Source organism: Pseudoxanthomonas sp. (genome assembly GCF_002863005.1).
Lineage (GTDB): Bacteria > Pseudomonadota > Gammaproteobacteria > Xanthomonadales > Xanthomonadaceae > Pseudoxanthomonas_A.
This window is the reverse complement of sequence record NZ_PKDG01000038.1, coordinates 23,413-45,378: the sequence shown is the minus strand read 5'-3', so window position 1 is coordinate 45,378 and position 21,966 is coordinate 23,413. Positions and strand designations below refer to the sequence as shown.

Annotated in this window: 24 protein-coding genes; 16 read left to right on the top strand and 8 right to left on the bottom strand. The window is 68.3% G+C overall.

Translation table 11 applies throughout. From position 1 onward, the window contains the following. Positions 1 to 29: 29 nt before the first annotated feature. Complete coding sequence (gene groL / locus CYU89_RS14155; RefSeq protein WP_055939743.1) at positions 30 to 1,670, bottom strand: chaperonin GroEL; 1,641 nt, start codon at positions 1,668 to 1,670, stop codon at positions 30 to 32. Positions 1,671 to 1,801: 131 nt separating this feature from the next. Further along, positions 1,802 to 2,095 carry a co-chaperone GroES gene (locus CYU89_RS14150; protein WP_093301702.1) on the bottom strand — a complete coding sequence of 98 codons (294 nt, stop codon included), beginning with the start codon at positions 2,093 to 2,095 and terminating at the stop codon, positions 1,802 to 1,804. Between the two features lie 206 nt (positions 2,096 to 2,301). On the opposite strand from CYU89_RS14150, the gene cutA reads away from it, so the two are divergent. The 6 genes from cutA to accC all read left to right on the top strand — a co-directional run bounded on the left by cutA (position 2,302) and on the right by accC (position 8,080). After that, positions 2,302 to 2,637: a divalent-cation tolerance protein CutA gene (cutA, locus tag CYU89_RS14145; RefSeq protein WP_296281958.1), complete on the top strand. Its 336-nt coding sequence runs from the start codon at positions 2,302 to 2,304 to the stop codon at positions 2,635 to 2,637. 4 nt (positions 2,638 to 2,641) lie between these two features. Further along, a complete protein-coding gene (locus CYU89_RS14140; RefSeq protein WP_296281955.1) occupies positions 2,642 to 4,936 on the top strand; it encodes a protein-disulfide reductase DsbD in 2,295 nt (764 codons plus the stop codon). After that, the gene (locus CYU89_RS14135; protein WP_296281953.1) at positions 4,933 to 5,526 is read left to right on the top strand and encodes a TlpA disulfide reductase family protein; all 594 of its coding nucleotides are present in this window, start codon (positions 4,933 to 4,935) and stop codon (positions 5,524 to 5,526) included. Before CYU89_RS14140 ends, CYU89_RS14135 begins: the two co-directional genes overlap by 4 nt. Positions 5,527 to 5,734: 208 nt before the next feature. Beyond that, entirely contained in the window at positions 5,735 to 6,175 is a 441-nt protein-coding gene (gene aroQ, locus CYU89_RS14130; RefSeq protein WP_296281951.1) for a type II 3-dehydroquinate dehydratase, read from the top strand. Between the two features lie 47 nt (positions 6,176 to 6,222). Continuing rightward, positions 6,223 to 6,702, top strand: coding sequence for an acetyl-CoA carboxylase biotin carboxyl carrier protein (accB, locus tag CYU89_RS14125; protein WP_296281950.1), 480 nt, complete (start codon positions 6,223 to 6,225; stop codon positions 6,700 to 6,702). A 10-nt stretch (positions 6,703 to 6,712) separates the two neighbouring features. Then, positions 6,713 to 8,080, top strand: coding sequence for an acetyl-CoA carboxylase biotin carboxylase subunit (gene accC / locus CYU89_RS14120; protein ID WP_296281948.1), 1,368 nt, complete (start codon positions 6,713 to 6,715; stop codon positions 8,078 to 8,080). Positions 8,081 to 8,168: 88 nt separating this feature from the next. Here accC and CYU89_RS14115 read toward each other — a convergent pair whose 3' ends face one another. Continuing rightward, positions 8,169 to 8,528, bottom strand: coding sequence for a hypothetical protein (locus CYU89_RS14115; protein WP_296281945.1), 360 nt, complete (start codon positions 8,526 to 8,528; stop codon positions 8,169 to 8,171). Continuing rightward, complete coding sequence (locus CYU89_RS14110) at positions 8,525 to 9,460, bottom strand: hypothetical protein (protein WP_296281944.1); 936 nt, start codon at positions 9,458 to 9,460, stop codon at positions 8,525 to 8,527. Before CYU89_RS14110 ends, CYU89_RS14115 begins: the two co-directional genes overlap by 4 nt. A 135-nt stretch (positions 9,461 to 9,595) precedes the next feature. On the opposite strand from CYU89_RS14110, the gene prmA reads away from it, so the two are divergent. The 6 genes from prmA (at position 9,596) to purD (ending at position 15,313) form a co-directional block, all read left to right on the top strand. Continuing rightward, positions 9,596 to 10,510, top strand: a complete 915-nt coding sequence (prmA, locus tag CYU89_RS14105) for a 50S ribosomal protein L11 methyltransferase (RefSeq protein ID WP_296281942.1) — start codon at positions 9,596 to 9,598, stop codon at positions 10,508 to 10,510. A 49-nt stretch (positions 10,511 to 10,559) separates the two neighbouring features. Then, positions 10,560 to 11,495: a DUF3426 domain-containing protein gene (locus CYU89_RS14100; RefSeq protein WP_296281940.1), complete on the top strand. Its 936-nt coding sequence runs from the start codon at positions 10,560 to 10,562 to the stop codon at positions 11,493 to 11,495. Between the two features lie 120 nt (positions 11,496 to 11,615). Next, entirely contained in the window at positions 11,616 to 11,888 is a 273-nt protein-coding gene (fis, locus tag CYU89_RS14095) for a DNA-binding transcriptional regulator Fis (RefSeq protein ID WP_296281938.1), read from the top strand. Positions 11,889 to 11,950: 62 nt separating this feature from the next. After that, positions 11,951 to 13,537 (top strand): bifunctional phosphoribosylaminoimidazolecarboxamide formyltransferase/IMP cyclohydrolase, encoded by a 1,587-nt coding sequence (purH, locus tag CYU89_RS14090; protein WP_296281937.1) that lies wholly within the window; start codon positions 11,951 to 11,953, stop codon positions 13,535 to 13,537. 44 nt (positions 13,538 to 13,581) lie between these two features. Continuing rightward, a complete protein-coding gene (locus CYU89_RS14085) occupies positions 13,582 to 14,010 on the top strand; it encodes a hypothetical protein (RefSeq protein WP_296281935.1) in 429 nt (142 codons plus the stop codon). 10 nt (positions 14,011 to 14,020) lie between these two features. After that, the gene (gene purD / locus CYU89_RS14080) at positions 14,021 to 15,313 is read left to right on the top strand and encodes a phosphoribosylamine--glycine ligase (protein WP_296281934.1); all 1,293 of its coding nucleotides are present in this window, start codon (positions 14,021 to 14,023) and stop codon (positions 15,311 to 15,313) included. 4 nt (positions 15,314 to 15,317) lie between these two features. Here the strand turns inward: purD and CYU89_RS14075 are convergent, their stop codons facing one another. Continuing rightward, a complete protein-coding gene (locus CYU89_RS14075) occupies positions 15,318 to 16,424 on the bottom strand; it encodes an NADH:flavin oxidoreductase/NADH oxidase (protein ID WP_296281932.1) in 1,107 nt (368 codons plus the stop codon). Positions 16,425 to 16,569: 145 nt separating this feature from the next. Here CYU89_RS14075 and CYU89_RS14070 point away from each other — a divergent pair, with 145 nt between their 5' ends. From CYU89_RS14070 to CYU89_RS14055, 4 genes are all read left to right on the top strand, one after another. Continuing rightward, positions 16,570 to 18,468: an MFS transporter gene (locus tag CYU89_RS14070; RefSeq protein WP_296281931.1), complete on the top strand. Its 1,899-nt coding sequence runs from the start codon at positions 16,570 to 16,572 to the stop codon at positions 18,466 to 18,468. Between the two features lie 113 nt (positions 18,469 to 18,581). Further along, positions 18,582 to 18,869, top strand: coding sequence for a CD225/dispanin family protein (locus tag CYU89_RS14065; protein ID WP_296281929.1), 288 nt, complete (start codon positions 18,582 to 18,584; stop codon positions 18,867 to 18,869). A gap of 43 nt (positions 18,870 to 18,912) precedes the next feature. Further along, positions 18,913 to 19,248, top strand: a complete 336-nt coding sequence (locus CYU89_RS14060) for a CD225/dispanin family protein (protein WP_296281928.1) — start codon at positions 18,913 to 18,915, stop codon at positions 19,246 to 19,248. Further along, the gene (locus CYU89_RS14055; RefSeq protein ID WP_296281983.1) at positions 19,248 to 19,658 is read left to right on the top strand and encodes a DUF2752 domain-containing protein; all 411 of its coding nucleotides are present in this window, start codon (positions 19,248 to 19,250) and stop codon (positions 19,656 to 19,658) included. The genes CYU89_RS14060 and CYU89_RS14055 overlap by 1 nt, the downstream gene beginning before the upstream one ends. Before the next feature lie 16 nt (positions 19,659 to 19,674). Here the strand turns inward: CYU89_RS14055 and CYU89_RS14050 are convergent, their stop codons facing one another. From CYU89_RS14050 to erpA, 3 genes are read right to left on the bottom strand one after another with little or no spacing between them, the layout of a single operon-like run. Then, complete coding sequence (locus CYU89_RS14050; RefSeq protein ID WP_296281926.1) at positions 19,675 to 20,553, bottom strand: hypothetical protein; 879 nt, start codon at positions 20,551 to 20,553, stop codon at positions 19,675 to 19,677. A gap of 38 nt (positions 20,554 to 20,591) precedes the next feature. Next, on the bottom strand, positions 20,592 to 21,539 hold the full coding sequence (nudC, locus tag CYU89_RS14045; RefSeq protein WP_296281924.1) for an NAD(+) diphosphatase: 948 nt from the start codon (positions 21,537 to 21,539) through the stop codon (positions 20,592 to 20,594). A 20-nt stretch (positions 21,540 to 21,559) separates the two neighbouring features. Continuing rightward, complete coding sequence (erpA, locus tag CYU89_RS14040) at positions 21,560 to 21,946, bottom strand: iron-sulfur cluster insertion protein ErpA (RefSeq protein WP_213604616.1); 387 nt, start codon at positions 21,944 to 21,946, stop codon at positions 21,560 to 21,562. Positions 21,947 to 21,966 lie beyond the last annotated feature (20 nt).

The window sequence follows — 21,966 nt, the reverse complement described above, 5'->3', positions numbered from 1 at the left end:
GTGGAACGGTGACGCGGGAAGCGGACTTCTTAGAAGTCCATGCCGCCCATGCCGCCCATGCCACCGCCGGCCGGCATCGCCGGCTCGTCCTTCTTCGGAGCCTCGGCCACCATCGCTTCGGTGGTGATCATCAGGCCCGCGATCGAAGCGGCGTTCTGCAGCGCGGAGCGCGTGACCTTGGTCGGGTCCAGGATGCCGAACTCGATCATGTCGCCGAACTCGCCGTTGGCGGCGTTGTAGCCGAAGTTGCCCGAACCGTCCTTCACGCGGTTCACGATCACCGACGGCTCTTCACCGGCGTTGGTCACGATTTCACGCAGCGGGGCTTCCATGGCGCGCAGGGCGATCTGGATGCCGTGGTTCTGGTCTTCGTTGGCGCCCTTCAGGGTGCCGATGGTCTGCAGCGCGCGGATCAGCGCGACGCCACCGCCCGGGACCACGCCTTCTTCCACCGCCGCACGCGTGGCGTGCAGGGCGTCTTCGACGCGGGCCTTCTTTTCCTTCATCTCGATCTCGGTCGAAGCACCGACCTTGATCACGGCCACGCCGCCGGCCAGCTTGGCCACGCGTTCCTGCAGCTTCTCGCGGTCGTAGTCCGACGAGGTCTCTTCGATCTGCGCCTTGATCTGCTTGATGCGCGACTGGATGCGCTCGGCATCGCCGGCGCCGTCGATGATGGTGGTGTTCTCCTTGGAGATCACGACCTTCTTCGCACGACCCAGGTCGTTGATGGTGGCCTTCTCGAGCTGCAGGCCGACTTCCTCGGAGATCACCGTGCCGTTGGTCAGCGTGGCGATGTCTTCAAGGATGGCCTTGCGGCGGTCACCGAAGCCCGGCGCCTTGACGGCGGCGACCTTGACGATGCCGCGGATGGTGTTGACCACCAGCGTGGCGAGGGCTTCGCCTTCCACTTCCTCGGCCACGATCAGCAGCGGCTTGCCGGCCTTGGCGACGCCTTCGAGCACCGGCAGCAGTTCGCGGACGTTGGAGACCTTCTTGTCGTGGATCAGGATGAAGGGGTCGTCGAATTCGACCTGCTGCGACTGCTGGTTGTTGATGAAGTACGGCGACAGGTAGCCGCGGTCGAACTGCATGCCCTCGACGACGTCGAGTTCGTTCTCCAGGCCCGAACCTTCTTCAACGGTGATCACGCCTTCCTTGCCGACCTTCTTCATGGCCTCGGCGATGATGTCGCCGATGTTGCTGTCGGAGTTGGCGGAGATGGTGCCCACCTGGGCGATCGCCTTGTCGTCGGCGGTCGGCTTGGAGAGCTTCTTCAGCTCTTCGACGGCGGCCTTCACGGCCTGGTCGATGCCGCGCTTCAGGTCCATCGGGTTCATGCCGGCAGCGACGGCCTTGGAGCCTTCGCGGATGAACGCCTGCGCCAGCACGGTGGCGGTGGTGGTGCCGTCACCGGCGTTGTCGGAGGTCTTGGAAGCGACTTCCTTGACCATCTGCGCGCCCATGTTCTCGAACTTGTCGGCCAGTTCGATTTCCTTGGCGACGGAAACGCCGTCCTTGGTGATGGTCGGGGCGCCGAAGCTCTTCTCGAGCACGACGTTGCGGCCCTTCGGGCCGAGGGTGGCCTTGACGGCATTGGCGAGGATGTTCACGCCGCGCACCATGCGCGTACGGGCGTCTTCACCGAAACGGATATCTTTGGCTGCCATTGGAAAAACTCCGTGATTCGTAATTCGTGATGAATGATTCGGGAAACGTCGGGCAGCGGGAAATCGGATGGAGTGGGATCGTCAACGCGGCTGCGCTACTGCGAATCCCCAATCCCCAATCCCGCCTCGGCTCAGCCGAGGATTGCGAGAACGTCGTCTTCCTTGATGATCTTGTACTCGATGCCGTCCTGCTTGTAGGCGGAACCGGAGTACTGGCCATAGATCACCTTGTCGCCGACCTTGACCTTCGGGGCGCGCACGCCACCGGTGGCTTCGACGAACTTGCCTTCGCCGACGGCGATGACTTCACCCTTGGTGGGCTTCTCCTTCGCGGCGTCGGGAATGATGATGCCGCCGAGGGAGGTTTCTTCGGCTTCGATCGGCTTGACCACCAGGCGGTCGTACAGCGGCTTGATGTTGCTCATGTCAATCCTCTTAAGTGATTGATTGGACTAGGAAAGGGGCGGCGATGTTAGCAGTCCCAGGGAGAGACTGCCAACGACGCGGACACAAAAACCCGGCAGCGCCGGATGCCGTCCGATGTTGGGTGGGGGCCATGCGCTTTCAAGGGCCGGGTCGAAAAATTTTTTCGCCAGGGCCGTCTGGGCCGGTCTGCGATAATCGCCGGCCCATGCCCGTCTTCCTTATCCTCTCCACCTGCCCGGATGCCGACACCGCCCAGCGGCTGGCGCGGACGCTGGTGGAAGAGCGGTTGGCCGCCTGCGTCAGCCTGTTGCCCGGTGTGGTCTCGACCTACCGCTGGCAGGGCGACGTGGAACAGGCGACCGAGGTCCAGCTGCTGGCCAAGACCTCCGGCGACCGCCGCGAGGCCCTGATGGCGCGCCTGGCCGAACTCCACCCGTATGAACTGCCGGAGATCCTGGCGGTCGAAACCGCCGCCGGCCTGCCCGCCTACCTGGACTGGGTCGCCGCCGAAACCCGGGCCGACGCCCGTGCCTCCGAGTGACCCGATGACGCCGATCCGCGCCCTGCTCTCCCTCCTGCTGCTGTCCCTGACCTCGCTGCTGGCGCCGGCCGCGTCCGCCGCGATTACCCAGGACGACCTGCTGCCGGTGGACGAAGCGTTCGTGCTGACAGCCACCGCGCCGACGCGCGACAGGATCGAGATCCGCTGGAAGATCACCGAGGGCTATTACCTCTACCGGCATCGCACCAGCGTGGGCGCCGATCCCGGCTTCGCCGCGCAGCCCCTGCAGTTGCCGAAGGGCAAGGCCTACCGCGACGAGTTCTTCGGCGACGTCGAAACCTACCGCGGCGAGCTGCTCGCCACCCTGCCCGGCCAGCCGACGGCGTCGACCGACCGCGTCACGCTGAAGATCAAGTACCAGGGCTGTGCCGACGCCGGCATCTGCTACCCGCCGCAGACGCGCACGCTGACGGTGGCGTTGCCGCCCGCCGCCGGCGAGGCCTTCGTGCCGCTGGGTTCCGGTGCGCTCGCCGGCGGCCTGCTCGGCCAGAAACCGCAGGCCGGCATGGACGCACTGCCGCTGCCGGAGGAACAGGCGTTCGCGTTCGAGGCGATCGCCTTCAACGGCAACGAGCTGCTGCTGCGCTTCACCCCCGCGCGCGGTTATTACGTCTACCGCGACCGCACGTCGATGGCGCTGGAAGGCGCGCCGGGCATCGCTCTGCAGGCGCCACGCTGGCCGACAGGCAAGGCGCACCGCGACGCGCATTTCGGCGAGGTCACGGTCTACTTCGACCAGGCCGAAGTGCCGGTGCCGTTGCGGCGGGAGAACGCAAAGGCCGCACAGGCGACTCTGCGCGTCACGTTCCAGGGGTGCCAGACCGACGGCATCTGCTATCCGCCGATGACGCGACGGGTGAAGCTGTCGATCCCCGCCGGCACGGTGACGCCGGCCGCCACGCCGGACGTGCCGGCGCCCGCCGCCGTCGCAGCGCTGCCGACGAGCGAGACGACACCCGCGAGCACGCAGGTCGCGGTTCCCGTCGCGGGCGCGACGACCTCACCCGTTGCGGCCGACGTCGAACGGACACGTCCTCCGGCAGACGTGCTGGCACGCAACCAGGGCAGCGCCACGTCGCTGCTCGTCGCACTCGCGCTGGCGCTGGCTGGTGGCCTGATCCTCAACCTGATGCCGTGTGTGCTGCCGATCCTGTCGTTGAAGGCGCTGTCGCTGGCCGAGAGCGGGCGCGATGGTGGTGACGCGCGACAGCGCGCGCTCTGGTACACGGTGGGCGTGCTGGTCAGCTTCGTCGCCGTCGGTGCGCTGGCACTCGCGCTGCGGGCCGCCGGCCTGGCGCTCGGGTGGGGCTTCCAGTTGCAGCAGCCGTGGGTCGTCGGGCTGTTGGCCTATGTGATGTTCGCGGTGGGTCTGAGCCTGTCGGGCGTGTTCGCGGTCGGGCATCGCCTGGCGGGCACCGGCCATGGACTTGCGTCGCGTCGCGGTCCGGTCGGCGATTTCTTTACCGGCGTGCTGGCGGTGGTGGTGGCCAGCCCCTGCACGGCCCCTTTCATGGGCATCGCACTCGCGTACGCCTTCACGGCGCCCACGCCGTTGGCACTGCTGGTCTTCGCGGTACTCGGCCTGGGATTGGCGTTGCCGTTCCTGCTGATCGGCTTCGTGCCGGCGCTGGCACATCGCCTGCCGCGCCCCGGCGCTTGGATGGAGACGCTGAAGCAGGTACTCGCCTTCCCGATGTACCTCACCGCGGCATGGCTGCTGTGGGTGCTGGGCAAGCAGCGCGGCGTCGATGCGGTGGGGCTGGCGCTGGTCGGACTAGTGCTGCTGGCGCTCGGGCTGTGGTGGTTCCAGCGCGTGCGCTTCGCGGCACCGCTTCAGCGCATGCTGGCACTCGCGTTGGCGACCTCCGCGCTGGTACCTCTGGTGATGGTGCACCGGTTGCCTACAAGCACGTCAGCAGCAGCGATGACGGACGGCCACGTGCCTTACTCGGCGGAACGCCTGGCCGCCCTGCGTGCGGAGGGCCGCATCGTCTTCGTCGACATGACCGCCGACTGGTGCGTGACCTGCAAGGCCAACGAAAAGGCCGTGCTGAACACCGACGCGTTCCGTGAGCTGCTGTCAGAACACGATGCCGTGATGATGACGGGCGACTGGACGAACGTGGACCCTGCCATCACCGCCTTCCTCGAACAGCACAAGGCCGTCGGCGTGCCGCTGTACGTGATGTACCCGCGCAACGGCGGCGAAGGCGAGGTCCTGCCGACCGTGCTGACCCACGACACGGTGCGCCAGGCCTTCGAACGGGCGGCGCGATGAAGGCCACCACGCCGCGCATCCTGGCGGTCGCCGGCCTGGCGGCCGGACTGGGTTTGCTCGCCAGCCTCTGGCTAGACGGCAACCCCCTGTGGCGGACCGGCCCGGGCGAGCGCGCCCTGCATGCCGCCATCAACGCCACGGCACCGACGCCGCCGCCAGGCGTCACGCCGGCGGCCATCGGCGATCCGATGCCCGCCATCGCGTTGCCGGGACTGGATGGCAAGATCGTCGATCTCGCCGCCCACTACCGCGGCAAGCGGCTGCTGATCAATGTCTGGGCCAGCTGGTGCGGCCCCTGCATCGAGGAGATGCCCGAGCTGCAACGCTTCGCGATGGCGCAGGGGGCAGAGGGCGTGCAGGTGATTGGCCTGGCGCTGGATTCGCCGGAAGCGGTGCGGGATTTCCTGTCCCGCGTGCCGGTCGGCTATCCCATCGTGCTGGACACGCCGGGCCCGTCCGACGCCAGCGTATGGCTGGGCAACGCCAAGGGCGTCCTGCCGTATACCGTACTGATCGGCACGGATGGCCGGGTCGAGCGACAGAAGATCGGCCCGTTCCAGCACGGCGAGATCAGCGACTGGGCGCAGTAGCAACGCCGCGTTACGTCGTCGAAACGGCGGTCATCGTGCGCCATCAGTTGAAAACCCGCCTTGCCGGCGCGCCTTGTCGCCCCGCCTCGACCTGATCGGCACGAATCGCGCCAGGAATCAAACAAGCGCTTAAAACGAGGCAAACTTCGGCGAACTGGACAGCATTGCCGGGTTCGCGCAGACTGCCGGCCTTCCGCTGGAGAGCCGAATGGCGAAGCTGCTGGTCCTGCATGGCCCCAACCTCAATCTGCTCGGGACGCGCGAGCCGGAGCTCTATGGCCACACGACGCTGGCGGACATCGACCTGGCGCTGACGGCACAGGCGCAGGCGGCCGGGCATGAACTCGCGACCTTCCAGTCCAACGCGGAACACGCGCTGGTCGACCGCATCCAGGCCACCCGCACCGACGGCACCGCCTTCATCCTGATCAACCCGGCCGCGTTCACCCACACCTCCGTCGCGATCCGCGACGCGCTGGCGGCGGTAGCGCTGCCCTTCATCGAAATCCACCTGTCCAACCCGCACAGCCGCGAACCCTTCCGCCACACCAGCTACTTCAGCGACAAGGCGGTCGGCGTGGTCTGCGGGTTCGGTGCGGACAGTTACCGCTACGCGCTGGACGCCGCCCTGCAGCGGCTGCCCGCCTGACTTTCCTCTGTTCCCCGCGGGGAACGATGTTCAACCACGAGGCTCCCATGGATCTCCGCAAAATCAAGAAACTCATCGACCTGCTGGAAGAGTCGAACCTGGCCGAAATCGAGATCAAGGAAGGGGAAGAATCAGTGCGCCTGGCGCGGACGCCCAAGGGCGGCTATGCCGCGCCCGCCGCACCGGCGCCCGTGGCCTACGCCGAACCGCGCCCCGCGGCACCGATGCCGATGAGCTCGCCGACCGAAGCCTCCACCGGCGGCACCGCCAAGCCCGGCAACGCGCTGCCCGACGGCCACGTGGTGCGCGCGCCCATGGTCGGCACCTTCTATGCCTCCCCGTCGCCGGACAAGCCTGCCTTCGTCAGCGTCGGCCAGTCGGTAAAGGCCGGTGAGACGCTGGCGATCATCGAGGCGATGAAGATGTTCAACCCCATCGAAGCCGACGTGTCCGGCACCGTGCTGTCGATCCTGGCCGACAGCGGCCAGCCGATCGAATTCGACCAGCCCCTGTTCGTGATCGGCTGAGGTCGGCACCATGCTGGACAAGGTCGTTATCGCCAACCGGGGTGAGATCGCGCTGCGCATCCTGCGCGCCTGCCACACCCTCGGCATCCGCACGGTCGCGGTGCACTCCACCGTCGACCGCAACCTCAAGCACGTGGCCATGGCCGACGAGTCCGTCTGCATCGGCCCGGCCGCCTCGAAGGACAGCTATCTCAACATCCCGGCCATCATCGCCGCGGCCGAGGTGACCGACGCGCAGGCCATCCATCCGGGCTACGGCTTCCTGTCGGAGAACGCCGACTTCGCCGAGCGCGTGGAGCAGTCCGGCTTCATCTTCATCGGCCCGAAGGCGGACACGATCCGCATGATGGGCGACAAGGTGGAAGCGATCCGCGCCATGCAGGCAGCCGGCGTGCCGTGCGTGCCCGGCAGCGGTGGTCCGCTGGGCGACGACATCGTCGCCAATACCCGGATCGCGCGCGAGATCGGCTATCCGGTGATCATCAAGGCCGCGGGCGGCGGCGGCGGCCGCGGCATGCGCGTGGTGCATGTCGAGGGCGCGCTGAAGGCCGCCATCGAGACCACCAAGTCGGAAGCCAAGGCGGCGTTCGGCAACGGCGAGGTCTACATGGAGAAGTTCCTGGAGAATCCGCGCCACGTGGAGATCCAGGTGCTCGCCGATGGCCAGGGCAACGCCATCCACCTGGGCGAACGCGACTGCTCGATGCAGCGCCGCCACCAGAAGGTGGTCGAGGAAGCGCCGGCGCCCGGCATCACCGAGGAACTGCGCAACGAGATCGGCAAGGTCTGCGTGGAAGCGTGCATCCGCATCGGCTACCGCGGCGCAGGCACGTTCGAATTCCTGTTCGAGGACGGCCGCTTCTACTTCATCGAGATGAACACCCGCATCCAGGTGGAGCATCCGGTGACCGAGCGCATCACCGGCATCGACCTGGTCTGCGAACAGCTGCGCATCGCGGCCGGCCACAAGCTGAGCATCAAGCAGTCCGACATCGTGCTGCGCGGCCATGCCATCGAATGCCGCATCAACGCGGAAGACCCGGACACGTTCATGCCGCACCCGGGCCTGATCCAGCATTTCCATCCGCCGGGCGGCCCCGGCGTGCGCGTGGACACGCACATCTACGAAGGCTACCGCGTCCCGCCGAACTACGATTCGATGATCGCCAAGCTGATCGTCCACGGCCCGGACCGCGACACCGCGATCGCGCGCATGCGCGTCGCGCTCAGCGAGATGGTCATCGACGGCATCAAGACCAACATCCCGCTGCAGCAACGCATCATGCGCGACCAGGGCTTCCAGGCCGGTGGACAGAACATCCACTATCTGGAAAAGCGCCTGGCCGAACGCAAGAACAAGGCGATCTCGCTGGTCTGAGGATTCGCCGCGCCAGACGCACGAAGGGCCGGGATGGCGACATCCCGGCCCTTGCCGTTTCCACGTTCGGGCGAGGCGACGCGGTGTATTACCGCTCGGGTGCCTGCTGCGTGCCGGGCACCGGTACGGCACCGAGCGGCGAGGACGGATCGGTGATCCGCACCACCTCCGACGACCCGTTGGGCCAGACCACCCTGATCGTGCTGCCCGGCGCCAACGTCGAGAACGGCGTGCCGCTGCGCGCGCGGTACAGCGCGGCGACCTGCGCGGCGCCGAGGCGGCGCGCCTCGTCCGGCGCATGGATGGTCATGTGGCCAACCCGCGACAGATCGCGGAACGCGGGGTCGCGTGTTTCGATCACGATCGTCGCCGCCGCGGCGGCATACGCCACCACCACCAAACCCCAGACCAGGAGATTGGCTCCCGGCCGCGTGCGCTTGTATTTCATCCTTCCACTCCCGGGTGGGACAGCAACGTGCCCACCATCTCGTCCACGTTGTCCCGACCTTGGCGCGGCACACCGGCATCGCGCGCGAAGGTGGTGAAATCCTGCGATTCGTCCTGCGAACAGATGCCGCCGTTGACGCAGTAGTTGGTCATCATCGTGCCGCCGGGGCTGCAGTCCATGCCGAGCCGGCAGGCCGCCACGCGCCAGGCGATCTCGGTCAGTTCGCTGCCCGACACCTCGCCCAGCGTGTCGCGACGGCCGCTGCCGATCGTGCCCATCGCCGGCGCGATGGCCAGGTAGGCGAACGGATCGCCCGAATCGAGTACGCGCTGCACCAGGTCGCGCTGGTAGTCGTCGCCTTCCCGCAAGGGCTGCTCCATCGCCAGCAGCGCGGCTTCCGCCGCCAGGCTGCCGGCCTGCGCCGCCTGCAGGCGACGCGTGAAGACCGTCGCCGACGAGAAACCGTCCGCCGGCATGAAGCGTGCGCAGCGTTGCTGCACGCGCTGGCGGGCGGACAGCATCGCAGCACCATTCGACAATCCCAGGCCGGCGATCACGCGCGTGTCCTGCACATAGCCTGCGGGATCGGCCGCGTAGCCCGCGCAGTGATCCTGCACCAGGCTCAACAGCCACATGGCATCCGCATCTCCAGCCGCGGCGAGCACCATGAGTTCGCGCGAATAGGCGAACAGGTCGGTGCTGTCCTCGAACGCGCGCCGCAACGGCGACAAGACCGGCACGGTCCGCGCCGACATGGGGCGCAGCATCGCGTCCGGTGTCGCAAGTGCGGACGGATCCCCGTCGTGCGCAATGGCCGGGGCCTCTCCCGATCCTCCGGCATGCGGCAGCCAACCCGCCTGGCGCAGCGGCATCCACGCCAGCACACCCAGCAGGCCCACCAGCATCGTCGGCAGCAGCAGCTTCCGGGGCACGCGCGCATTATCCCGGTGCCCGCCACCCCTTACAACGTGGCGCACGCGCGTCCTTGACCGCGATCACGCGCAGGCGCGGGGCAGCCGCGGGCGCGTGAGACAATCCCAGCCTGTCCATTCCCCCGCCCGGCCGACATGCCCTACCTGGAACTCTCACTGCGCTGCACCGAAGCCGAGCAGCCTCGCTACGAGAATGCGCTCGACGACGTGGGCGCCCTGTCGGTGACCCTGCTGGATGCCGACGCCGATACCGGCAACGAGCGCGCCATCCTGGAACCCGGCGTCGGCGAGACGCCGCTGTGGAAATCACTGGTGCTGACCGCGCTGTTCGATGCGGACGCCGATGCACTGACGTTGCTGGCCGCACTGGAAGCCTTCGATCCGGGACTCGACTGGACGCAGGCGGGTTTCCGCAAGGTCGAGGACGAGGACTGGGAACGCGCATGGCTGGACCAGTTCAAGCCGATGCGCTTCGGCGCACGCACGTTCATCGTGCCGTGGAACCATGAGGTGCCCGAGGAGGCGGGCGACGATGCGGCGATCGTGCGCCTCGATCCCGGGCTGGCGTTCGGCTCCGGCACGCACCCGACCACGGCGCTGTGCCTGCGCTGGCTGGACACGCTCGCGGGCGAGGGCCTGCTGCAGGACCAGCGCGTGCTCGACTTCGGTTGCGGCTCCGGCATCCTCGCACTGGCCGCGCTGAAGCTCGGCGCCGCGCACGCGACCGGCGTCGACAACGATCCTCAGGCCCTGCTGGCGAGCGCCGACAATGCGCAACGCAACGGTGTCGATGCGCATTTCCACGTCTACCTGCCGGATGACGAACCGGCCGCCACCTATCCGGTCGTGGTGGCGAACATCCTCGCGTCGGCGCTCGACGCCCTCGCCGACGTGCTCGCCGCGCGCGTGGCGGCGGGGGGCCGCATCGCGCTGTCCGGCATCCTCAAGGGGCAGGAAGACGAACTGCTGGCCCGCTATGCCCCCTGGTTCGATGCACTGTCCGCCACGCAGGAAGGCGACTGGATGCGCATCGACGGCATCCGCCGCTGACGCAGCCGGTCACAACACGCCCGCGGACGAGCATGGTTGAATAGCCGCCATGTTCACGGCCTGCCCGCACTGCCAGTTCCTTGTCGCCCGCGATCCGCGCTCCGGCGCGACGCCGGCGGACTGTCCGCGCTGCGGCAAGGCGCTGGTCACGAAGGATGATGTCGCCACGCCGGCCCCCAGCTTCGTGACCCTGCTGCACGCCGCGCCGGATCCCGTATCGACTGCATCGGGGCCGGACGCATCCGACGCGGCGATGGGTGAGCAGGAAGCGTCGCCTGCGACGTCCGCGCCGTCGATGGACGCGCCTGCCCAGATGATCGGCGAGGAGACGCCGCCACTCCCGCCTGCGATCGACGAAGACGCGATCACGCCGCGCGATCCTGCCTCCGCTGGTTCCCACGCGCCCGCAACCGCAACCGCAACCGCAACCGCAACCGCCAGCACGCTCGACGTACCCGTCGCGCGCAAGGCGACAGGGCCCCGCTTCCTTCATCGGACACGCACCACGCCGGTGCATGCGAAGCGCGCGCGCCTGCAGTGGGCCATCGTCGCCGCGCTGTCGGCGCTGCTGTGCATGCAGGTCATCGTCGCGGACCGCGCGAGGCTCGCGATGCAGGCCGGCTGGCGGCCCATCGTCGTCGCGCTGTGCGGCATCGCCCGCTGTGATGTACCGATCTGGCGCGAACCCGCTGCGTTCACCATGCTCAGTCGCGACGTCCGCCCGCTGCTGGACACGCCCGGCACCTTGCTGGCGCAGGCCACGTTCCGCAATGAAGCGCGCTGGGCGCAGGGCTGGCCCATCATCCTGCTGACGCTGAAGGATGCGGATGGGCGCACGCTGGGCGCACGCGCCCTGCGACCAGAGGAATACCTGGCCGAAGGCGAGGCAGTCACCGCCATCGGCCCCGGCCAGAGTGCGCAGGTCGCCGTGCGCATACGCGAGCCCAGCGCCAGCGTCGTCGCGTTTTCCTTCGACTTCCGTTAAACGCGCGGGTTCATGAAAAAAGCGGATGCATGCGCCGCGATCAGGCGCTAGACTCGTCCCCCCGCCGAATACCCACAAGCACAAGGCGGCACCTGCTTCCGTAGCGCCCAGGGGATCCGTTTGAACGCTGCCTCCACACGCCAGGACACGCCTCGCACCGCGTCGCGCCCGCCGTTGCGCGAGCATGTCGCGCAGTCCGTGCGCCGCTACCTGCGCGACCTGGACGGCTGCGAAGCCGACGATGTGTACGAGATCGTGCTGCGCGAGATGGAAATCCCACTGTTCGTGGAAGTGCTGAACCATTGCGACGGCAACCAGAGCCGCGCGGCCGCCATGCTCGGCATCCATCGCGCAACGCTGCGCAAGAAGCTCAAGGATTACGGGCTGGCCTGAGGCACCGGACGCCGTGCTGCAGCGCGTTATAATTCGCGCCCCGCTCCGCACCGTCGTCCTCCATGACTCCTGATCTCCAGCCCGTGCGTCGGGCGCTGTTGTCCGTTTCCGACAAGACCGGCCTGCTCGAGCTGGCGCGCGCGCTGGCGGCGCGCGATGTCGAACTCTTGTCCACCGGCGGCACCGCCAGGACACTGCGTGACGCGGGCCTGGCCGTGCGCGATGTCGCCGACGTCACCGGCTTCCCGGAAATGATGGATGGCCGGGTCAAGACGCTGCACCCCAAGGTGCACGGCGGACTGCTGGGACGTGCCGGCACCGACGACGCGGTGATGGCCGAACACGGCATCGGCGCGATCGACCTGCTGGTGCTGAACCTGTATCCGTTCGAATCGGTCACCGCGAAGGCCGACTGCACGCTGGCGGAGGCGGTGGAGAACATCGACATCGGCGGCCCGGCCATGCTGCGCTCGGCCGCGAAGAACTTCGCGCGCGTCGCCGTCGCGACCGATCCGTCGCAGTACGCCGGCCTGGTGGCCGAACTCGACGCCAACGATGGTGCGCTGTCGGCGGACACCCGTTTCGCGCTGTCGGTGGCGGCGTTCAACCGTGTGGCGCAGTACGACGCGGCGATCAGCAACTACCTGTCCGCGATCACCGACACCTCCGGCGCGGTACCGGTGCGCAGCGCCTTCTCCGCGCAGGCGAACGGCAGCTTCGTCAAGGTCATGGACCTGCGCTACGGCGAGAATCCGCACCAGCAGGCCGCGTTCTATCGCGACCTGTATCCCGCGCCCGGCTCGCTGGCCACGTTCGAGCAGTTGCAGGGCAAGGAGCTCAGCTACAACAACATCGCCGACAGCGATGCGGCATGGGAATGCGTGCGCCAGTTCGACGCGCCGGCGTGCGTGATCGTCAAGCACGCCAACCCGTGCGGCGTTGCCGTGGGCGTGGCCTGCGGGGATGCATACGAGCTCGCGTACGCCACCGACCCCACCAGCGCGTTCGGCGGCATCATCGCGTTCAACCGCACGCTGGATGCGGCCACGGCGAAGGTCATCCTGGACCGCCAGTTCGTCGAAGTCCTGATCGCGCCGGACTACGAGCCCGCCGCCCTCGACTACGCGACGAAGAAGGCCAACGTGCGCGTGCTGCGCATCCCGATGGCGGCTGCCTCGCCCGGCTTCATCGACACCAAGCGCATCGGTTCCGGCCTGCTGCTGCAGACGGCCGACGACCGCGTGGTGACACGCGACGAATTGAAGGTGGTGACGAAACTCGCGCCGACCGACGCGCAGTTCGCCGACCTGCTGTTCGCCTGGAAGGTCGCCAAGTTCGTGAAGTCCAACGCCATCGTCTATGCGAAGGACCATCGCACCATCGGTGTCGGCGCCGGCCAGATGAGCCGCGTGTATTCGGCGCGCATCGCCGGCATCAAGGCGGCCGATGCGAACCTGGTGGTCGAGGGTTCGGTGATGGCCAGCGATGCCTTCTTCCCGTTCCGCGACGGCATCGACGCCGCCGCCGCCGCCGGCATCAAGGCGGTGATCCAGCCGGGTGGCTCGATGCGCGACAGCGAGGTGATCGCCGCGGCGGACGAGCACGGCATCGCGATGGTGTTCACCGGCGTCCGCCACTTCCGCCACTGAGATTCTTCGCCGCGTCGTCGGGCATTCGAGGAGCAGCGCAGGACATGACTCGCAACGTATCCACCGTGCTGGCGTCGATGATCGCGGCGTGTGCCCTGGCCGGGTGCTCGGACACGCGGCAGCCCGTGCAGGAAGCGAGGACGCGGATCGCCGCTACCTTGCCGGCGCCCTACTTCGAGGACCTGGTCACCGAATCGGTGTCCGTCGACGGCGACCGCCTGGTCCTGCTGGTGCGCAGTCCGGCCGGCAGCGCCGCGAAGACGCGCGGCGCCCCCGGCTTCGACGCACTGAAGGACAGTGAGCAGGCCGCGCTGCGCGACCTGTGCGGACGTCCCGAGATCATGCCGCTGCTCGATACCGAAGCGGTGCTCGTACGCCGCTTCGTGGACCGCGAAGATGTCCTGTTCTTCGAAGTCGCCCTCCCCGCGCGCGCCTGCGCGAGCCCGCCGGCCGACGCGCCGGCCCAGCCCTGAGGAAAGCCCCTTGAAAGTCCTGGTGATCGGTTCCGGCGGTCGTGAGCACGCGCTGGCGTGGAAGCTGGCGCAGTCGCCGCGCGTGGACGAGGTGATCGTGGCGCCCGGCAACGCCGGCACCGCGACCGAGGCCAAGTGCCGCAACGCCGCCGTCAAGGCCAATGACATCGAAGGCCTGCTTGCGCTGGTGCGGGCCGAAGGCGTGGGCCTGACCGTGGTCGGCCCCGAAGTGCCGCTGGTGGCCGGCGTGGTGGACCGCTTCCGTCTGGCCGGGCTGCGCATCTTCGGCCCCACGGCGGCAGCGGCGCAGTTGGAAGGCAGCAAGGCGTTCGCCAAGGACTTCCTCGCACGCCACGGCATCCCGACCGCGTTCTACGCGGTGCATACCGACGTGGACGCCGCACTGGCGTACCTCCGGGAGAAAGGCGCCCCGATCGTGGTCAAGGCCGACGGCCTGGCAGCGGGCAAGGGCGTCATCGTGGCGATGACCTTGCAGGAAGCCGAAGACGCGGTGCGCGACATGCTGTCGGGCAATGCCTTCGGCGACGCCGGCGCGCGCGTGGTGATCGAGGAATTCCTGGACGGCGAAGAAGCCAGCTTCATTTCGATGGTGGATGGCAACACCGCCCTGCCGATGGCGACGAGCCAGGACCACAAGCGCGTGGGCGACGGTGATACCGGCCCCAACACGGGGGGCATGGGCGCCTATTCGCCGGCGCCGGTGGTCACGGCGGACGTGCATGCGCGCGTGATGCGCGAGGTGGTGAATCCCACCGTGCAGGGCATGCTCGCCGACGGCGTGCCGTTCACCGGGTTCCTGTATGCGGGACTCATGATCGATGCGGCCGGCGCGCCCAAGGTCATCGAATTCAACGTGCGCTTCGGCGACCCGGAAACGCAGCCGGTGATGCTGCGCCTGAAGTCCGACCTGGTGGAGCTGGTCGAAGCGGCCATCGACGGCCGCCTGGACGCCGCCGAGGCGCAGTGGGATCCACGCCCGTCGCTCGGCGTGGTGATGGCCGCCTCACCGTATCCGGAGACGCCGGTGACCGGCGACGTGATCCTCGGGCTGGACGAGGTGCCGGCCACGGCCAAGGTCTTCCATGCCGGTACCGCGCTGGATGCCGAAGGTCGCGTGGTCAGCGCCGGCGGGCGCGTGCTGTGCGTCGCAGCGCTGGGCGATTCGGTGTCCGATGCGCAAAGACATGCGTACGCAGGCGTGGACAAGGTGCGATGGACGAACGAATTCCACCGCACCGACATCGGCTGGCGCGCGATCGCGCGCGAACGCGCGGACGACTGACCGTCTACTCCGCCTGCACGAAACTCGCCGCGTGCTCGCGCGGCGCACTGCGCAGGTATTGCGGCGCGACGGCGACCTTCGCTCCCAGCGCTGCGGCGGCATGCCACGGCCAGCGCGGGTCGTAGAGGATGCCGCGCGCGATGGCGATCGCGTCGGCCCGGTCCTGCACCAGGAGGTCTTCGGCCTGCTGCGGTTCGGTGATCAGGCCGACGGCGATGACCGGCATCGCCACCTCGCGCTTGATCGCCTCGGCGAAGGGCACCTGGTAGCCCGGCCCCAGCGCGATCCGCTGCGCCGGATGCAGGCCGCCGCTCGATACATGGATGAAATGGCAGCCGCGCGCATCCAGCGCCTTCGCCAGCACGAGGCTCTGCGCGAGATCCCACCCGCCGTCGACCCAGTCGGTGGCCGAGATGCGGATACCGACCGCCACCGACGCCGGCACGGCAGCCTTGACGGCGTCGAACACCTGCAGCGCGAGGCGCATGCGATTTTCCAGCGTGCCGCCGTAGGCGTCATCGCGCTGGTTGCTCAACGGCGACAGGAACTGGTGCAGCAGATAGCCGTGCGCGGCGTGGATCTCGATCAGTTGCAGCCCGAGTCGCACGGCGCGACGCGCACTGTCGGCGAACGCGGCGACGACGGCATCGATGCCGGCCTGATCCAGCGCGTCCGGCGCATGCTGGCCCTCGGCGTAGGCGACCGGCGAAGCCGACACTGTCTGCCAGCCGTGCGGTGCGTCCGGCGCGATCTGCGCGCCGTGGTGGTCCCAGGGACGATGCGTGGACGCCTTGCGGCCGGCGTGCGCCAGTTGCACGCCGATCGGCATGCTGGAGTAGCGGCGCGTCGCCGCCAGCGCGTTGGCGAACGCGGCTTCGGTGGTGTCGTCCCACAGGCCGAGGTCCGCCCAGCTGATGCGGCCGCGCGCTTCAACGGCGGTGGCCTCGATGATCGCCAGGGCGGCACCGGACTGCGCGAGGTTGGGCCAATGGAAGGCGTGCCATGCGGTGGCGCGGCCTTCCTCCGAGGAGTACTGGCACATCGGCGCAATGACGATGCGGTTGGAAAGCGACAGCGGCCCCAGCGCGAGGGGCGAGAACAGGCGACTCATGGACGGGGCGATACCGGACGACGTGGGGCGGCCACTATCCCCCTGCCCCCTCTGCCCTTCAATGCCATCGACGGAACACTGTCGGGCGCAGCGGCGCGCATCGCCATCGCGATTTGCTAGGCTGCGCGCAACCCATGGAGGGCGCATGTCCAGCCACAGCCAGTTTTCGCTGCTGACGCAACGGCGGTTCCTGCCGTACTTCACCGTCCAGGCGCTCGGCGCCTTCAACGACAACGTGTACCGGCAGGCGATCATCGGCCTGCTGATCTTCCTGGGCGCCAGCACCGACGAACGCGCGCTCTACGCCATCATCGCGCCGGCCATCTTCATCCTGCCGTATTTCCTGTTCTCGGCAATCGCCGGCCAGATCGCGGAGAAACTGGAGAAGCACCGCCTGATCGTGATCACCACGACGATGGAGATCGTGATCATGTCGCTGGCCGCGGTGGGCTTCCTGCTGCAGAACATGCCGGTGCTGCTGGTCGCCCTGTTCTGTACCGGCGTGCAGTCCACGTTGTTCGGACCGGTGAAGTATTCCGTGCTGCCGTCGATCCTCAAGCCGGAGGAGCTGACAGGCGGCAACGGCCTGGTCGAGATGGGCACGTCGATCTCGATCCTGTGCGGCATGATCGCCGGCGGCATGATCTTCCAGGTGGCCGGCGCCCACGGCCCGCAGGCGGCCGCCGTCGCCATCGTGCTGCTCGCGTTGCTGGGCAACGCGTTGTCGCGGCTGATCCCGCGCATGGATGCCGGCGCGCCGGACCTGAAGATCAACTGGAATCCGATCCCCGAGTCGCTGGTCGTGCTGCGCATGGCCAAACAGCAACTGGCCGTGCGCAACGCCATCCTGGGCGTGTCGTGGTTCTGGTTCTTCGGCACGCTGCTGACCTCGCAGCTGCCCACGTATGCCGAACTGCATCTCGGTGCGCCGGGCGATTCCGCCACGCTTTACGTGGCGGCACTGGCACTGTTCTCCGTCGGCACCGGCATCGGCTCGCTGCTGTGCGAGAAACTGTCCGGCCGCACCGTCGAGATCGGCCTGGTGCCCGTCGGCGCGGCCGGCATGACGGCCTTCCTGCTGGACCTGTATTTCGCGCGCCCCGGCCTGGCGCCGGTCGGAGGACTGGACCTGGCGCAGTTCGTGCGCCAGCCCGGCAGCGTGCGCATCATCATTGATCTGGTGGGTATCGGCCTGTTCACCGGCATCTTCGTGGTGCCGCTGTTCGCGCTGATCCAGAGCCGCACGCGCGCCTCTGAGATGGCGCGCGTGTTCGCGGCGCTGAACATCCAGAACTCCGGCTTCATCGTGCTGGCGGCCTTGACGGGTCTCGCCCTCCAGCGAGGGCTGGACTGGACCAGTCCGCAGATGTTCCTCGCGCTGGCCATCGCCAACGCCGCGGTCGCCATCTGGATCTTCACGATCGTGCCCGAGTTCCTGATGCGTTTCCTCAGCTGGGTGCTGGTGCGCGCGCTGTACCGGCTGCGCCTCCACGGCATCGAGAAGAACGTCCCCGACGAAGGCCCGGCACTGATCGTCTGCAACCATGTCAGCTACATGGACGCGCTGATCCTGGCGGCCACGATCCCGCGCCCGGTGCGCTTCGTCATGTACTACAAGATCTTCAACATCCCGGTGATGAGCTGGATCTTCCGCACCGCCAAGGCCATCCCGATCGCCGGGGCCCGGGAGAATCCCGAACTCATGCAGCGCGCGTTCGAGGAGATCGACGAGGCGCTGGCCGAGGGCGAGATCGTGGGCATCTTCCCGGAAGGCGCGTTGACGAAGGACGGCGATATAGCCGCGTTCAAGTCGGGCGTCGAGAAGATCCTCGAGCGGCGCCCGGTCCCCGTCGTGCCGATGGCGCTGAAGGGCATGTGGGCCAGCATGTGGAGCCGGCGCGACTCGCGGCTCGGCCGCATGCGCGTACCACGGCGATTCCGCGCGCACGTCGAGGTCATGGCCGGCGAGCCGATGGACGGCGCGACCGTGGATGCGGACGCGCTGGAGGCGAAGGTGCGCGCGTTGCGGGGCGATGCCGCGTGATGCTTCCGCAGCGCCGGGTTACCGGCTAGGCTGACGGCAGGGGCTTCTTCCATCACGCGTCACCGCGCACGGCGGCGGCCCCGCCCTGCCCTCCGTCTTTCCGCGAGAACCGCATGAGCAGCCTGCCGCCCTCCACGCACGGACCCTATGTTCCCAACCATCTGGTATGGGCCATCCTCACCACGCTGTTCTGTTGCCTGCCGCTGGGCATCGTCTCCATCGTGTTCGCCGCGCAGGTGGATGGAAAGCGGGCGGCGGGCGATCTGGCCGGCGCACAGGACGCGTCACGGAAGGCGTTGAACTGGGCGATCGCATCGGCGCTGATCGGCCCGATCCTGATGGCGCTCTGGTTCTTTTTGTTCGGCGGTCTGGCACTATTGGGCGGCATGAGCGGCATGTAGGCCGACTCGCACGACCCTCCATCCCTGCATAAGGAAAGCCTGCATGAGCGCCGTACCTCCCATGCCCTCGTCGTCCACGCCGGACAGCGTACCCAACCATCTCGCATGGGCCATCGTGTCCACCGTACTGGCCACCTGCCTGTGCTGCCCGCTCGGCCTGATCGGCATCGTCGCGATCGTGTTCTCGTCGCAGGTGAACGGCAAGCTCAACCAGGGCGACCTAGAAGGCGCGCGCCGCGCGTCCGCCAACGCCAAGACCTGGTGCTGGGTGGCCACTGCGTTCGCCATCATCGGCCTGCTGCTCAACATCATCATGATCGCCACCGGCGGCATGGAGCAGTACATGGAGATGATGCAGCAGATGCAACAGATGCAGTGATCGCGCTGCGACCCCTGCACTACGCGGCATTGACGGCGGCGGCCCTGGTGGCCGCCGCTGGCGTATGGCTGCTGCTGACGTTCGATCCCAATGCCGCGGACAGCCCGTTCCCGGGCTGCATGTTCCGTGCACTGACCGGTTATTTCTGCGTGGGATGCGGCCTGACCCGCGCCCTGCACGCACTGGTCCACGGCGACCTGGGGCGCGCCTTCGCGATGAATCCGCTCGCGGTGCTGCTGTTGCCGGCGATCCCGATGATGATCGCGCACGGACAGGGCTGGCGCCCGCGTGCGCTCGAACCGGTGATGCGCGTCCTGCTGGCGCCCCGCTTCTGGCTGGTGCTGTTGCCGGCGTACTGGATCGCGCGCAACCTGCCGTGGTTTCCCTTCACGCTGCTCGCGCCGGGCTGACGCTGCACACGCTGGCTCAGCTGACCCAGCCGCCGATCACGAACACTGCCAGCGTCGCCAGCCACAGCAGCAGGATGCGCCACACCAAGCTCATCGCATCGCGCAGTTCGGGCAGGTCGCGCATGGCCTGCACCATGCCCTCCTCCGCATATTCCTCGGCCTCCTCCGCCAGCTCACCGCGCACGCTTGCGCGGGCGGCGTGCGGCAGGAAGCCCGTGTCCAGGCGGAAACGCGTGCCGCCCGCTTCACGCCAGGCGGTGAACACCGTATCGAAGTTGCCCACCAGCGCCATCGCGAGCGTCATCAATTGCGCGACCGGCCACTCGAGTGCCGTCGTCAGCACCTGCGTCCCGCGCCGGTTCTGCTCGGGCAGGACCTCCGAAGCGCGACTGTGCACCGCAAGCCGATAGAGCATCGCCCCCACGGGGCCGAGCAGCAGGAACCAGAACAGCACGCCGAACCAGCGGCGCAATGCATTGGCGAACACGGCCTCCACCAGCGCGGGACCATCCAGCGCCGCCGTCTCGCCCGTCAAGCCGAGGCGCGCGATGGCGGCGCGACGGCTCGGGGCGTCGTGCGCATCGATGACCGCTTCGACGTCGACATCGAGATCGCGCGGACCCCACGCATAGACCAGGACCGCGATATCGAACAACAGGCCCACGAGTCCGTAGACCGGTCCATCGAGCAGCCCCTGCAGCAGCGCGACCACCAGCAGCACCGGCACCAGCGCCAGTGCGATGCCATAGCGTGCCTGCCACGCGCCGCCCGCCGATTCGCCCAGCCAGTGAAGCCACGCGTCGTACCACGCGTAACGACGGAGCGAGGCGACCAGCGTGGGCGCGACATGGCCCAGCACCAGCGCAAGCACGACGGCAACGAGCGTGATCGACATGCAGGCTCCTCCGGCCGGGATTCTAGCGTGGGGGGCTGTTAATGCCCGGTCTCGGCTGCCGTGGGCGCGAGGCGCGCGCGCATGCCGGCGTGCCAGTGCTCGATCAGCGCGCGCGCGATCGAAATCGACGGCGACAACAGCAGGCCTTCGCCATCGTCGCTGCCCTCGCGCGCGAGCGCGGCATCGATCTCGTCGAACGAGAACCAGCGCGCGTCCTCGAGCTCGCCGTCGACCTGCGGCGTGTCCGGTTCGGCGTCCGCACAGAAGCCCAGCATCAATGCGCCCGGGAACGGCCACGGCTGCGCACCCAGGTAGCGGCACGACCGCACGCGCACCTGGGTTTCCTCGCGTACTTCCCGCGCGACGGTCTGCTCGAGCGTCTCGCCCGGCTCCACGAAGCCGGCGACGACCGAATAGCGTCGCGGTGGCCACGATGCCTGCCGGCCGAGCAGCAGGCGCTCGCCGTCGCTTACCGCGACGATCACCGCCGGATCGACGCGCGGATAGTGGTCCTTGCCGCACTGCGTGCAGTGCGCGATGTACCCGGCCCGGCGGAACGTGATGTCGCCGCCGCAGGCGCTGCAGAAACGGGTCGAGGACTGCCAGTGCAGCAGCGCGCGCGCCATCGCGAAGACGCCGGACTCGAACGCAGGCCAGGTCGCCGCCGCGCGTCGCAGGTCACGCCATGCAGGCGCATCCACGGCGTGGTGGCGGGCGTGTGCGGCGAACCACGCCACGCCGTCGCGCACGCCGAGGAAGAGACTGGCGCCTGGCCCCCCGCCCAACGACGCGCCTGCGCAGGCCAGCAGCGCACCGTCGGCATCCGCCATCGCGCGCCCTTCATCGTCCAGCACCAGCACGCACGCATCGGGCCACAGGCGCGCCAGCGCGTCGGCGTCGTCGCGCAAGGCGTCGGCGCGGTCCAGCGTGTCGCCCGCGAAGGCGAACCCGGAAAGCGGCGCAGAAAGGGAAGCGTGACCTGTCACGGGACGCGGCAGGCCGGGCGTCACATGCTGAAACTGCTGCCGCAGCCGCAGGTGGTCTTGGCGTTCGGGTTGCGGATGACGAACTGCGCACCCTGCAGGCTTTCGCTGTAGTCGACTTCCGCCCCCATCAGGTATTGCAGGCTGAGGGGATCCACCAGCAGCGACACGCCATCGGTATCGACGGCGACATCGTCTTCCGCGCGATTCTCGTCGAACTCGAACCCGTACTGGAATCCCGAGCACCCACCGCCCTGGATGTAGACGCGAAGGGCGAGCGAATCGCTGCCTTCTTCCTGGATCAGCTCGCGCACCTTGGCGGCCGCCGCCGGCGTGAAGTTCAGCGGACGGTCGATCGACTGGTAATCGGGCGCGGCCGCCGCGGTGGGCAGGGAAACGACGGTGGTCATGCGGCAAGGATGGGGGCTGG